The organism is Shewanella psychrophila (assembly GCF_002005305.1).
GTDB lineage: Bacteria > Pseudomonadota > Gammaproteobacteria > Enterobacterales > Shewanellaceae > Shewanella > Shewanella psychrophila.
Map to the genome: position 1 here is coordinate 3693705 of NZ_CP014782.1, position 14285 is coordinate 3707989.

Sequence of the window (14285 nt, forward strand, 5' to 3'; positions counted from 1 at the left end):
CCATTCATCCGATGGCTTATTCTTAGCTAGGGCGAACATCCTTACATAAAATTAACAACGAGATCTAGATCACATTAGGAGTGGATGTGAGTCCAAGCCAGGTTCCCCAGGCTGAACTCCCGTACTAATAGACTATAAATTCAATTCGAACGTGACATCCCAACTATTTATGCATTTATTTGGGATAATCCTTGGAGCAACTGCTCGATAAAATAATCGACATTATCTTTATTAAAAACCATTGGCGGCTTAATCTTCAGCACATTATTGAAGGGGCCGTCGAGACTGAGCAAGATATTACGCGACTTAAACCACTCGATTAAGGCTTTCGCCTCTTGGGTCGCCGGGGTCAAGTTTGCATCCTTCACCAGCTCCACACCGATAAATAAACCTAAGCCCCTCACGTCGCCTATGATGTCAAACGTTTCTTGTAACTTAACCAGACACCTCTGCATATAACCGCCGGTATCTCTGGCATTGTGCATCAGCTTGTCCTTATCTATGGTATCGAGTACCGCCTTGCCGATAGCGCATGAAACCGGATTACCTCCGAAGGTATTGAAGTACTCCATACCAGTCACGAAAGCCTCGGCAATCTCTTTAGTGGTCACGACAGCCGCCATGGGATGACCATTACCGATAGGCTTGCCTAAGGTGACAATATCCGGCACCACACCTTGGGTCTCAAACGCCCACCAATGTGAGCCCACACGACCGAAACCCACCTGCACCTCATCGGCAATACACACACCACCGACGGCGCGCACCGCCCGATAAACAGAGTCGAGATAACCGTTAGGCATGACCACGTTGCCGCCAACCCCCTGCAAAGACTCACAGATATAACCGCCTAACTGCTTGCCCTCTTGTTGTAACTGACTAATTGCCCGCTGCACCGAATCTGCATAGGCTCGGCCAGACTCGGTTGACATGCCCTTATAAGGGCCGCGATAGGGATCAGGCATAGGCACAATATGGATATGATCCGCCGCTCCTTCGCCCCCAGCACCATTAAACTTGTAGGGACTTATCTCGATCGCCTTGTTGGTATTACCGTGATAAGCACCATCGACCACCAGCAGTTCATCGGATTGCGTCTTGCAGCGCATCAAGCGCATGGCAAGCTCGTTGGCTTCACTGCCGGAGTTAACGAACATGACCACAGAAAGTGACTCGGGGAAGGTATCCAGCAAGGCCTGGCTGTAATCGAGAATATTGTCATTGAGATAACGGGTATTGGTGTTAAGTCTGGCCATCTGCGCCTGCCCTGCCGCGACCACAGATGGATGACAGTGACCCACATGACAAACATTGTTGACCATGTCTAAGTAAGCAATATTGTTCTCATCCAGCAGAAACTGCCCCTGGCCACGCTCTATGATCAAAGGTTGCTCATAGGAGACACTCAAGGTCTTAAACAAGCGCTCAGCTCTCTGGCTAAGAATGTCTCTATGTCGCTCAGATGAAACATTGCCAGCCAAGCCGCCTGTGTCTGACCCGAACTCTTGTGTCAGACACAGGCGTTGCAGCCCGAAGCCAACACTTTTAGCATCCAGTTTAAGCAAGCTACTGATAGCAGCCCAGGCAGGTTTAGCCGTCACCAAAAGGTATTCATTATCTGGATCGGCCAAAATGGCTTCGGAAGAGTTACACACACTGACCGCTAAGCGCGCGGCAATAAGCGGTAGTAAGACCCAGAGCTCCGCGCCATTAAGCGGGCGCTCTTGGTGATAGGCCAAGGTAATGGCTTTGATGATCGCCATTGGCGAGTCAGAACCTAAGATGGCGTAGGCACAGGCGATGGCAAGCTCGTTAATCTGGTGGCTATGCACCATGTCACCAAAATCTATCAAGCCTATGACCTCGGCATCCCGACTACCATTGGAGAGCAACAGATTATAGTCATTCACATCATTGTGAATCACTCCCTGTGGCAGCTCAGCCATAAAAGGGATCACCTGTTGTTCGAACCCAGACAGAATCTTTAACACCTGCTGCCGCTGGCCGAGATCTGTGATTAACCCCATCTTAGATTCAATCACTGATTTCGCATGCTTGAGATCCCAGTCGAAATACCTTGAGGCAGCGCTATGGGAGAAACCTTGCAGACTAACATCTAGCTTAGCTAATAAGGTGCCAAGCTGGCTGTGATGATGACAGCCTAAGGCTTTATGCTCACAGTAAAATACACCAGGCACATAACTGAGCAGACGCAACTGTCTCATTCTGCCGTATTGGTCTTTTAAGGGCGTTATCTCATGACCAGAGCGACTTTTGATCACCTCAGGTAGCAAGTAAGGCTGTAAGTCTTGCCCGTTAAGATAATTCATCACCGCATTTTGCATATCCAACTCGGCCAAAGGCTCGTCCGCGCTGGCAATCTTGAGAATAAAACGCTTCCCTAGTGTATCCGTAAGCTGAAAATTGAGATCCACATAACCGGGCAGTGCTTTCACCTCTGCTGTGATCTCGAAATGTTCCCGCACCAACTCCTGCACTCTAGATGGTGAATATTCAACGACCTTAGTTTTCAACTCTTGCATTGCCATTCTGCCTCTGGTTTCTTCACTTAAGCTGTGATGTTAATCTTGTGTAAATATGGATATTGTATACACTAACTATTTTTCAATAGCAATTTATCGAGTAGTCTCTAACGAGAGATAAACTCCAGAGACTTGTAGGAGAACCTGCGGTATGAATAAACCCCATATTTGGTTACGTGCGGAATCTAAACCTTTAGAAGAGCGCATTGCCCTGACACCCGATGTCGCCCAAAAGCTTTTAGCAGCGGGTTTCAAGGTCACCGTCGAAGCGTCTTCCTTAAGTGCCATTCCGGCTCAAGCCTACCAAGAAATAGGTTGCGATGTCGTGCCGGCCCATAGCTGGCAACAAGCTCCTGCAGACACCATCATCTTGGGACTCAAGGAACTCAGTGAAGATAACTGGCCTCTGGTGCATCGTCATATTCACTTCGCTCATGTCTACAAAGAGCAACAAGGTTGGCAAGATGTGCTGCGTCGCTTCAAGACTGGTGAAGGTGAGCTATACGATCTGGAATATCTGGTGGATGACAATAATCGCCGTGTGGCCGCCTTTGGTTACTGGGCAGGATTTGCAGGGGCCGCCGTGGCGCTCAAGGCATTCGGTAAACGTCAGCAAGATACTCAGTTAAACTCCTCAGCACAACAAGGCCAGTCCGTACTGGAAAAGTTAACTTCGATGCCAAGCAAGCAGGCTCTGGTCGATGATGTGGCAAACTCATTAAGCCAGTTAACACGCCCGCCTAAGGTATTAGTGATTGGTGCTAAGGGCCGAAGCGGCTGCGGCGCCGTCGAAATAGCCAAATGTGTAGGCGCCGAGGTTACCGAGTGGGACATGGCAGAAACTAAAATAGGCGGCCCCTTCGAAGATATTTTAGATTTTGACATATTAGTCAACTGCGTCTTCGTTCAACAAGCCCTACCGCCGTTTATTACCCTGCCCATGCTCGAGACCAACGACATACACCCACGGCGTCTGACAATTATCTGCGATGTCAGCTGCGATCCATACGGCACTTATAACCCCTTGCCTATCTACTCAAGCTGTACCACTTTTGATAAGCCGTGCCTGCGTATCATAGAGGGGGATAATCCTGTCGACTTGATTGCCATAGATCACTTACCTTCACTGTTACCGGTCGAGAGCAGTGAAGACTTTTGTCAGCAACTCTTGCCACACCTATTACAGCTGGACGATCTCAATCGAGGCGTCTGGCAAAAAGCCAATCAAATATTTACCGATAAGCTCAGTCAGATATAACGACTAAATTAAGAGATAATAAACATGCAAACAGTTCATTGGTTAGGTGCAGGACTCTCGTCACTGCCAGGTATCAAAAAAGTCGCCCAATCGGGTCAACAACTCATTCTGTGGAACCGCACCTTAGCTAAGGCTGACCAAGCGGTTGCCAGCTTAGGTATTAACGTCCCCACCAAACAGTTAGATTGGCTTGCTCTGGAAACCGAAGTTAACTCGGGCGATCTGGTCATCTCCATGTTACCCGGTACTCTACATGTACAAGTCGCCGAGCTGTGTCTTGGGCAGAAGGCTCATTTTATCTCCAGCAGCTACGTTTCCCCTGAAATGCAGGCCTTACACGATAAAGCCAAGAGCCTAGAACTCAGCTTCGTTAACGAAGTAGGGCTAGACCCAGGACTCGATCATCTGTTAGCCCACGCCTTGATCGCCGAATATCAGGCATCGGACAAATTCCATAAGCAAAACCAGCACAGCTTCCGCTCTTTCTGTGGTGGCTTCCCGAAAGTAGCCAACGATTTCAGATATAAGTTTTCCTGGTCACCACTGGGCGTACTTAAAGCCCTCAAGTCTCCGGCGCAATGGACCCAAGACGGCGAAGTAAAGCGTACCGAGAAGCCTTGGCTGGCCCTGTCAGATTTCGATATGCACATGAGTGATGCCAGTCTGGAGACCTTTCAGGCCTATCCAAACCGAGACTCTATTCCATTTCAGCAGCAATATGGCTTTGCAAGCGACTGGAGCATTCAGGAATTTGTTCGCGGTACACTGCGCCTCAATGGTTGGTCAGACGCCTGGAGTGAGCTGTTTATCGAAGTCGACAATGCTGTCGGTGATGCTGGCATGGCACGTTTAGCCGAGCTGAGTGACGGACTCTGGGACAAGCACCAATACGACGAAGGTGAAGCCGATCGTGTAGTGCTGTCGGTTGAATTAGAAGTCAAAGATCCACAAGGCGAGCAGACAATCTGGCACTCGAGTTACGGTGTAGATGAAGCTGGGGACGAGCGTGGCTCGGCCATGGCCCGCCTGGTTTCTCTCACTGTGGCCATTGCCATCGAATCCTTAGTCGCTGGTGAGCTGGCTATTGGTGTCTCTCCTGCCCCACATGATGAGAAGACAGTGACTCGATGGCTTAACGAGCTGGATAAGATGAATGAGAAAGTGTTCCGTCATCAACTGGTCTAATATTCCTGTCTCGCCATAGAATAAGTCCAGAAGGGGAGCTTCGGCTCCCCTTCTTCCAAGCAAGGCAAAGCTAAACTAAACCTTTGTCATTCGGTAATTTTTATTTTTTATTTCCCTCCGCTGTTAATTATCTACCGCAAGCATCGAACTCATGCGCTTTATTTTGCTCTGCCATTAAATTAGAATCACTGCAATTCGAGTTATCTCAACTCAACCCTCATTACAGAAAGCTCAGGCTTCAAGGCAGAATCAATGAAACTTACCGCACTCACTCAGCCACTCTACGATCACCTTTATGGTGACATCTTACAGTTTCGTTCTACTTTCGATTTGCCAAGCGAAGACGAGAGCACGCTGGACGACAAGGCTGACACATTGCACACCTCATTGGCCATCGAAGAGTTAACCGAACTTGCCGAAGCTGACAGCCGCATGGAACAAGCCGATGCTATCGTCGATTCTGTCTATGTCTTAATGGGTCGTCTAGTTCACCTTGGTGCGACTCAGGTCAACGACCGCATGGAAATCAGCTACGTCATCGACCTGCTGTTACACGTAGCCAAAAACCGTGAAATCGATTTCATCACCTGTTGGGATGAAGTTCACTCAAGCAACATGAGCAAGGTTTGCCGCAACGAGAAAGAACTTGAAGAGACTATCGAGTTTTACGCTAAGCAAGGCGTCGAGATCGTCGGCAGCACCAAGGGCGACTTCATTATCGCTAAGTGCGCTAAAGATGTAGATATGGCGGGTAAAATCGTACGTCAGGGGAAGGTGCTTAAGTCGGTTTACTATCGACCAGCCGATCTGGCAAAGCTAGTTAAAGCTTAATCGTTAATTTTTTTGGTTCCTTGATGTCTGGTGGTTTACCTCTTCGTAGATAGCTCATTGCATATCATCAGCCCTAAACTTTAAAGCACTTCGTTTGAAGTGCTTTTTTGTTTTCAATTTTTACAGTATTTATATTTGGCTACTGAGTTGAAAACCAGAACTTCATTTTGCTCTATTGCTTGCCACAGGCCTAATGTGCAAACACTTCTGCGACACGCCGCAAGCACGCTCCCTGTGGGCTCTGCGACAGCGTCCTTGCTGTCGAAGGTCACAGCCGCGTTTACACCAGATTATTCACCTCTTCGAACAGAGTTATCAAGGTACGTTCTGATACAATAATTAAAATGACAAACCGGACTTAATTTAATAACCCCCCCCTAAAAGTAATAAACCAAATTAGCTTGAAAACTATCAGCTTCTAAACCATATCCATCAAATTTATTATCATAACTTTTTTGCCATTCGACCTCTAAGTGTAATGGTCGTCCATCATTGACTGATAGTCCCAATCCATAAACAATATCTTCATCAGATTCAGATAAGCCAGAAACACTCAACTTAGAAGTACCATAACCAAATAAAACATATGGTTTGAAATATTGGGCTATAAGATACCCTCCTCGAATAAGCGCATTAAACTGATGATCAACTTCAACATTAACACCACCTATATCTTCATCGGATAGATTACTGTAACCTCTTGCTTCAACTGAAAAATAGTCGTTAAATTGATATCCTAATAAAATCCCAAGCATATTATTGCTGATATCAACGCTCCCTAGATTATCTACACTCAATTCAACATTAATTCTTGATACTCCGAGACCTACATACATTCCTTTTGTTTCAGTTGCATTAGCAATATTTACAAGTAGATACATTCCACATGTTATTGCAGCAATCCCTGCTTTTCCTTTAATCATTTTATGATCCTCATTTATCACTACTTTTTTAAAATAGGATAAAACAAAGGAATATCAAGTATTGATAACAGAATGTTACAAGAAGAAGGTGTTAGTATGATTAGAATACAAAAGCCAGAAAATAAGGACCAATAAATCTTTGTACATAAAAATCAAAACCTATCTATTAATACACGGTTAAACCTCTCTGATATCCAGCAAGCTCGATCATTCCCCGTTGGAAGGTGAATATGGCGTAGCCATAAGCAATGAACGAGAAGCATCGATTCAGGAAGTAGAGCGGAAGCAGGATGCCAGAGTCGAAGAGCTTCGCAAACTCTTCTAAACCAAAGTCACATAAACCTCACACTATGTCAGGCTAGCTTTCGTACTCTTCATTATGAGAGTGGACGCCCCATCGGAAGCGTTAGCTATTTTCAAGGAAGACCGAAGGTTTACAACTTCGCCGGGGCGTCACGGTGGATGCAGGGGCGAAGGTCATAATAATGACCTTTCTGAGCGAGAGCTCTGGTGAATATGGCACAGCCATGGCTAATGAACGAGAAGCATGGAAGCTGAACTGGCACTTGTATATGGATATATTTTGGCGAACTGGCTCTTAGACAGGATGTTGTTGATGAGGACAGTCCTCCTTGGTCGGGTGTGGGTGGTAAACCCACGACTTTAGTTGTTAGACGAAGTCTAATTATAAAACTCAAGCGTAGCTTGGTCATCTAAGGCCACTTGCCAACTTTGGAGCGGGAACAAAGCAAATCCTCCCACGACTTTTATTATTAGACGAAGTCTAATAATAAAAGTCAAGCGCAGCTTGGTCATCTAAGGCAACTTGCCAACTTTGGGGATATCAAAGTAGATACAATCACGACTTTAGTTGTTAGACGAAGTCTAATTATAAAACTCAAGCGCAGCTTGGTCATCTAATACCAAATACCCTTCGCCAGCTTTGGGGATATCAAAGCTCATAAACAGCTTGGTTTATTCTGTTACCCAGCGACTTACCTTGCTCCATAACTTCTTATCTAAATTCGAGTTTAGATGGGCTTTATTACTTGAAGCAGCCTTGTCTTGGACTTGCTTATTTGTCGAAAAAGCGCCGAAGAAATCGAATTGTTCGATATAAGCAATATCGGCACTCATGTAGCCTAATATGTCGAAATTGAGGTGGGAGAATACTTTATTGAATAAGATAAACTGATTGGAAGATAGGCAACGGGTGGCGATCAAGGCGATAGGAGATCTGCGCTGCTTGTATATGGGGTGTTGAGTCAGTTTCTGGATAAAATTCAGAGCCGCATGAATATCGATAGAAGTGGGCTGGATGGGAATAATGATCTTCTGCGCTAAGGTTAGATAGCGGCCTAGTTCATCATGGTTAAAACTTGATGGCGTATCGATTACGGTGACATCGGTCTCTTTTAACACTCTGACCACCAGAGAGAAAAATCGCCCACGTTGGAATTGAAACCTAGTCGCCCGCAACTCATCTTGCCCACTCCCCCAATGAAACGCCGTTTGCTGCACATCGAGATCTATGATTTCTACCTTTTTACTTTGGTTAAGCAGTTGCCGGCACAGCGCCATGGTAAAAGTCGATTTCCCACAACCACCTTTACTATTTAACACCAGTAATTTAGTCGACATGGAGTTTTGATAGGCCACTTCAACGGGCTTACTTAACTTAGGTGTTTTGGCAATGGTTGCCTGGCTTAGAATATTGTCCATAGCGAAGTTAGCAGGTGGCATACTTACTCCGACCTTTGACTCATGTGTACGAACAGTTGAACTCATATATTCCGCCTATAAATTTACCAAACAAAGGTATTGGCAAGTCGTAAACGAAATTCCAAATAGCAGGTACTGATTAACTTGCTGGAAATGCTTACCTAACCCTACCCGGTCGAGGATCAGGAGTGACTCAATGTCATTAGATTAGAGCGACTCTGAATTAGTAGAAATAAAGTATATGACTCAAATTTAAACAAAGGAGTGATAACTAATTAGCTATCAAAGCTCAAGCGCAGCTTGGTTATCTAGTACCAAGCCCTCTGGCTAATTCCAAAGTGAGTTCCACTGCTGATATCTCTTTGCAGCCACTCGTGTTTTGTCCACACCATAACGGGGAGAAGTCGCTGGAACCTTGGGCTTCAGCAGCTTGTCTAATGGCGGTTATTGCCGTGGCGGCATGGGGGAATTCGGGGGCAAGTTCGCTTATGGGACCAAGCTCTTGTATCACCCGGTTGACGATGCCACGGGCTGGTTTGCCGGAAAACAGGTTGGTGATAACAGTTTTGTGTGAGCGATTACTCTTAATGGCTTGTCTGTGTAGCACACTGGTATTGGTTTCATCACACAGCAGATAAGCGGTGCCGACTTGTACCGCCGCCGCGCCGAGTGAGAGTGCGGCGCTTACACCTTTGGCATCACTGATACCGCCTGTCGCTATTACTGGCAAGCTGACCCGTGCCAGAATTTGTTGTAGCAGCGAGTAGGTACTCACTTGCAAACCTAGTTCCGCAGACAGGAACATGCCCCTATGACCACCAGCCTCTATACCTTGGGCTATGATGGCGTCGGCGCCATTGGCTTCGAGCCAGAGCGCTTCCTCTAGCGTCGTCGCCGTGCTCAATACCGTCGCGCCCCAAGCTTTTACCCGTGCAAGTAGGGCTTTTTCTGGCAGACCGAAGTGGAAACTCACCACTTGAGGTCGAAACTCCTCCAAGATATCCGCTACTACGTCACTAAAGGGTTGGCGGCTAGGTCCCTTGGGTAAGGCATTACTGTCGATGGAGCTGTCGATGGCATATTCGCTGAAATACGGCGCTAAGGTCCTGCGCCATATTACATCTCGCTCGGCATTAAATTCGGGTTGATGATGGCTGAAAAAGTTCACATTGATGGGAGCTTGAGTGTGAGACTGAATACGGCTCAATTCTGCCCTTAAGGCATCATGACTTAGCATGGCACAAGGGATGGACCCCAGTCCGCCCACGGAAGATACTGCCAATGCCAGTTCACTGTTCTGAACTCCGGCCATCGGAGCCTGAATGATAGGTAAATCTACACCCAATAACTCTTGTACTCGCATCATGTCTCTACTCCATTGCAACCACATATATGAATTAACTCAAGTAACCAGTTCCGCTTGAAGCTCTCGATATGAACGCACTTCCAGCTGCTCAGGAGATAATCCCAGTTCTTTCCCTAGAGACAAGAGCTGCTGTCGATAGTCTTCCAACATGGATTCATCATCTGTCATAATGGCAAGCTCAGCAAAATCCCCAAGGCCTTCAAGCCTATCAAGGGTGACGTGAAATTCCCCGAGAAAATAGATACTGCGCAGTTTCTTCAACTCTAGGCACTGGCGATACCCCATGGTCTTTAGCATACTTCTGGCCTTTACTGCATCATTGATATTTACTGCTTCACAACGGTCAGCTTCCGGCCCTTTGACTATCCATAACATGATACCGGAGGGCTGAATTTCACGGATACAGACAGATTTATTTTGGCTCGCTAACATAAGATCCGGCAGATCGAAGTAAGTATCATGCTCCAGATTATCTTCATGCATCACTTCTGGGGTCATAGCAGCTAATGCCTTGATAAATCCTGCTCTATTATTCAATCGATACTTGAGTTCAACTTCATATCTACCTTCGAAATGTTTGTTCATTAAATGCGACTTCTTATATTCCTGAGAAGCTCAAATATTACTCCCTTAGATAACAAAAAGCATCAGGCAAAATCAGAGATTAAAAACTGCCATGCGGTACATTTTTGGCGTTCATAAGCGGCTCGTCAGAATTGTACCACCACGTCAGATATTTGTTCATTTTCCATTATAAATCAAATAGATCAGAAAATTAGCGACTGTTTTTCGACCTCTAAAAGTAATTGATTCATAAGTGCTTGAAACACATGAACGCCATCCCTAACTGGTGTAGTTAATGCTTCAAATCCAGTGAAGTTCTTGCTTGCAGTTCAGGCCTAATATCTTGGCTGAGCGGGTCGAGCAAAGAGGGAAAGCATATGAATACTACTCATAATAGGGCTCAGTCTTGCCCATGGATCTTAAATGCGAACAATTGGATTAAACAAGATAAGAGGACCGAAACAAAATCACTAAGGCATAAAAGCCCACAAGCCAAAAAGCGACCGCTAAGATCCTCCTGTCTGGTATTCTTTTGCTGCATCTTGGTTTGGCAATATCAAGCCAAGGCCGACGATACAGCGCCACAAGAATGGCAAGATGTCTCTGTAAATAACCCTGCACTCCATAGCCAATATCCAGCCTCAGATATCAATAGCTATGCTCAGCCCATCTCAATAAAACACATACAAGATCCACAATGGCAGTTGCTGTTCGAGAGCCTGACTCTGGGAGGTGAATATCTGTTGTTTCAGCACACACTTCATTATCTCGACAAGCCAAGCGATCTGAGGCGACAGATTACAGCGTCTCATCAGTATCTGGGATGGGGAGCAAAGATCGGCAAGAGTATTGAGCTAGCGCCAAGACTCTCAGCATTTTTCCATACGGGTGCGTTTAACTGGAGCCGAGATCATGACTCAAGCTCGACTCATCGAGAGCTTTCCCATAGCCAAGACACTGGTACTTCGCCCTATGCAGGAGTGGAGCTCACTTACCTATTATCACCTTCATCAGCGATTCAATTTAAATGTGATCATTTCGAACTGGAAGATATTCCCATAGATAGAATTCAAATTCATTTTAGCCATCAGTTTTAACGTTCTGCTGTTGTTAATCGCTATTACTAATAGCTTTATTCATGGTTCTTACTAATGGCTCTTACTAATGGGTTTTAAGAATAGCTCTGGTTATCTAATTTAATATAATAAAAATGAGTGAACCTGATTAAGGCCTAATGTTCACTCTAGATTAAACAAGCTCAATCTAATTAGCTTGTTTAATCTGCTTCATAGACAGGCGTTATTATGCCGAAGCATCGAGTTCGGCTTCAATATCAACCGATTTTAACCAGTTGGGATGCTGGCTTAATAGTGCTCCATATCGCTCGATATGAGGATACTGGCCTAACTCGCCATTGTTTTGCACTATTTCAACGATAAAGGACATCATGATATCCGCACCACTGAGCTTGCCACCGACTAAATAGGTTTTATCTTCGAGAATATCATTGAAATAACTCAGCACCTTCTCCACTTCGGTCTTGGCATAGCCTTCGAGAAAGTTAGTGTTGCAGCCATCTTTTTCGACGAACATACGCAACAATAAAGGTAAAATTGCCGAGCTCTCGGCGAAGTGAAGCCATTGCAGATAATCGATGTGATCTTGGCTATCACGAATCGGTGCTAACCTATCGGCCGCGAAACGCTCGATAAGATACTCGGTAATCGCACCAGACTCGGCGATAACCTTACCGTCGAACTCGATGACTGGAGACTTGCCTAGAGCGTGGATCTGCTTAAGCTCAGGCGGCGCTAAAAATGTCTGGCTGTCACGTTGATAGCTTTTAATCTCATAAGCCTGACCCAACTCTTCGAGTAACCAGATGATACGCTTAGAACGCGACTTATTCAGATGGTGTAAAGTGATCATAATGTGCTTCCTTAGCGGTTAAGTTGCGCCATCATGGCATGGGCTACCGCATCTGATGATGCCGGGTTTTGACCTGTGATCAAGTTATCGTCGCTGACAACAAAACTTGCCCAATCATCGCCCTTCACATAAGTGCCGCCCTTTTGTTGCAGCATATCTTCCACTAAGAAAGGCACGATATCAGTCAACTGCACCGCATCTTCTTCTGAGTTACTGAACCCGGTCACTTGTTTGCCATCCACTAACGGCTTGCCATCGGCTCCTTTAGGATGCAGTAGCGCCGCCGGTGCATGACATACTAAGCCAAGTGTCTTACCTGATTGATGAAAGGCTTCAATCAACGCGATAGAATCCCTATCTTCGGCCAAATCCCATAATGGGCCATGACCACCGGGATAAAATACCGCGTCATAATCGTCGGCATCGATAGTATTTAGTACTCGAGTATTAGCCAGTAGCGCTTGAGATTCTGAGTCTTTGGCGAATCTATCTGTCGCCGCCGTTTGAAAATCGGCTTCATCACTCTTAGGATCCAGAGGCGGCTGACCGCCTAACGGAGAGGCCAATGTGATCCTGTGGCCCTTATCTTTAAATGCATAGAAGGGCGCGGCAAACTCTTCTAACCAAAAGCCTGTCTTAAGGCCGGTATCGCCAAGTTTATCGTGAGAGGTCAGTACTATAAGAATGTTCATTTTCGATCCTTAATATTCAAAAAGTAATCTCATACCGAAAGGTATGTAGTCGTTTGCCGAGCTAATAAGCCGCACTGTACGGCTTGAAATTCATTCAATCAGGTTAAAGCGCTAAGGTTAAGATATCGCGACTCATGGCGAGGTCGATATTTTCATGTTCACCCAGTGCCACCATGCCGTGCTCTTCTAATTGCCCAATGACGACATCGATATCTTGTTTGCCTAAGTCGTAGTCTGATAGTCGGGTCGGGATCCCCATGGCCTCGAAGAAGTCGCGGGTCTTAGTGATAGCCAGCTCTATTTTTTCATCATCGCTACCTTGATCTACATGCCACACACGATGGGCAAACTGGAGTAGCTTTTCACGCTTAGCCTCTTTTGTCAGCGTCAGCAAGGAAGGCAGAATGACCGCCAAGGTACGAGCATGATCCATGTCATAAAGGGCCGTGAGCTCATGACCTATCATATGTGTCGCCCAATCATGGGGAACACCGCTACCTATGGTGCCGTTGAGCGCCGTCGTGGCGACCCACATCAAGTTGGCACGAATGTCATAGTCATCAGGATTAACTAATACCTGAGGACCTAGCTCTATAAGCGTCTGCAGCAAGCCTTCGGCTATTCTGTCCTGAACTGCGGCATTCACCGGGTATGTCAGGTATTGCTCGGTGATGTGCACGAAGGCATCGACGACGCCGTTAGCCACCTGACGCTCGGGTAAGGTAAAGGTTTTAGTCGGATCCAATACCGAAAACTGCGGGTACACAAGATCGTTACGAAACGGCAGTTTGGCCTTGAGAGATTTACGGGTCACCACGCTGGCATTGTTCATCTCGCTGCCGGTTGCTGGCAGGGTTAACACTGTACCGAAAGGCATGGCCTGAGTGACATTAGCCCCCCAATTAAGCAAGATATCCCAAGGCTCGCCGTCAAAAACTGCCGCGGCTGCGACAAACTTGGTGCCATCAATGACTGAGCCGCCGCCCACTGCCAATAAGAAGTCTATCTGCTCGGTTTTGACCACCTCGACCGCCTGCATCAAGGTCTCATAGGTGGGGTTAGGCTCAATTCCACCAAACTCAAGCAGTTCACGTTGACCCAACGCCTGCTTAACTTCATCTAAGGTGCCTGTTTTTCGAGCACTGCTACCGCCAAATAGTACTAAGACTTTGGCATCTTGTGGGACTAACTTATCCAGCTCACTAATTTTCCCCTCACCAAAGCTGATGCGGGTCGGGTTGTAGTAGTCAAAATTAAACATGGCATTGCCTC

Annotated in this window: 12 protein-coding genes; 4 read left to right on the forward strand and 8 right to left on the reverse strand. The window is 46.3% G+C overall.

Translation table 11 applies throughout. The annotated features are described in order from the left end of the window. Positions 1-167 precede the first annotated feature (167 nt). Positions 168-2543 (reverse strand): aminotransferase class III-fold pyridoxal phosphate-dependent enzyme, encoded by a 2376-nt coding sequence (locus sps_RS15830; RefSeq protein ID WP_237157853.1) that lies wholly within the window; start codon positions 2541-2543, stop codon positions 168-170. Positions 2544-2694: 151 nt separating this feature from the next. Here sps_RS15830 and sps_RS15835 point away from each other — a divergent pair, with 151 nt between their 5' ends. The 3 genes from sps_RS15835 to sps_RS15845 all read left to right on the forward strand — a co-directional run bounded on the left by sps_RS15835 (position 2695) and on the right by sps_RS15845 (position 5817). Next, positions 2695-3801, forward strand: a complete 1107-nt coding sequence (locus sps_RS15835; RefSeq protein WP_077753406.1) for a saccharopine dehydrogenase — start codon at positions 2695-2697, stop codon at positions 3799-3801. 24 nt (positions 3802-3825) lie between these two features. Further along, complete coding sequence (locus sps_RS15840) at positions 3826-4986, forward strand: saccharopine dehydrogenase family protein (protein ID WP_077753407.1); 1161 nt, start codon at positions 3826-3828, stop codon at positions 4984-4986. 252 nt (positions 4987-5238) lie between these two features. Then, positions 5239-5817 (forward strand): nucleoside triphosphate pyrophosphohydrolase family protein, encoded by a 579-nt coding sequence (locus tag sps_RS15845; RefSeq protein ID WP_077753408.1) that lies wholly within the window; start codon positions 5239-5241, stop codon positions 5815-5817. A gap of 377 nt (positions 5818-6194) precedes the next feature. On the opposite strand, the gene sps_RS15850 is transcribed toward sps_RS15845, so the two are convergent. From sps_RS15850 to cyaB, 4 genes are all read right to left on the reverse strand, one after another. Further along, a complete protein-coding gene (locus sps_RS15850) occupies positions 6195-6740 on the reverse strand; it encodes a porin family protein (protein WP_077753409.1) in 546 nt (181 codons plus the stop codon). Between the two features lie 975 nt (positions 6741-7715). Continuing rightward, positions 7716-8483, reverse strand: a complete 768-nt coding sequence (locus tag sps_RS15855) for a ParA family protein (RefSeq protein WP_169915787.1) — start codon at positions 8481-8483, stop codon at positions 7716-7718. A gap of 283 nt (positions 8484-8766) precedes the next feature. After that, positions 8767-9828 carry an NAD(P)H-dependent flavin oxidoreductase gene (locus tag sps_RS15860; protein WP_169915789.1) on the reverse strand — a complete coding sequence of 354 codons (1062 nt, stop codon included), beginning with the start codon at positions 9826-9828 and terminating at the stop codon, positions 8767-8769. Positions 9829-9864: 36 nt separating this feature from the next. Beyond that, positions 9865-10413 carry a class IV adenylate cyclase gene (gene cyaB, locus sps_RS15865; RefSeq protein ID WP_077753411.1) on the reverse strand — a complete coding sequence of 183 codons (549 nt, stop codon included), beginning with the start codon at positions 10411-10413 and terminating at the stop codon, positions 9865-9867. Positions 10414-10769: 356 nt separating this feature from the next. On the opposite strand from cyaB, the gene sps_RS15870 reads away from it, so the two are divergent. Further along, positions 10770-11489 carry a hypothetical protein gene (locus tag sps_RS15870; protein WP_077753412.1) on the forward strand — a complete coding sequence of 240 codons (720 nt, stop codon included), beginning with the start codon at positions 10770-10772 and terminating at the stop codon, positions 11487-11489. A gap of 205 nt (positions 11490-11694) precedes the next feature. Here sps_RS15870 and sps_RS15875 read toward each other — a convergent pair whose 3' ends face one another. The 3 genes from sps_RS15875 to sps_RS15885 all read right to left on the reverse strand — a co-directional run bounded on the left by sps_RS15875 (position 11695) and on the right by sps_RS15885 (position 14274). Beyond that, the gene (locus sps_RS15875) at positions 11695-12321 is read right to left on the reverse strand and encodes a glutathione S-transferase family protein (protein WP_077753413.1); all 627 of its coding nucleotides are present in this window, start codon (positions 12319-12321) and stop codon (positions 11695-11697) included. Between the two features lie 11 nt (positions 12322-12332). Beyond that, entirely contained in the window at positions 12333-13013 is a 681-nt protein-coding gene (locus sps_RS15880; protein WP_077753414.1) for a type 1 glutamine amidotransferase domain-containing protein, read from the reverse strand. A 103-nt stretch (positions 13014-13116) separates the two neighbouring features. Then, on the reverse strand, positions 13117-14274 hold the full coding sequence (locus sps_RS15885; RefSeq protein WP_077753415.1) for an iron-containing alcohol dehydrogenase: 1158 nt from the start codon (positions 14272-14274) through the stop codon (positions 13117-13119). Positions 14275-14285 lie beyond the last annotated feature (11 nt).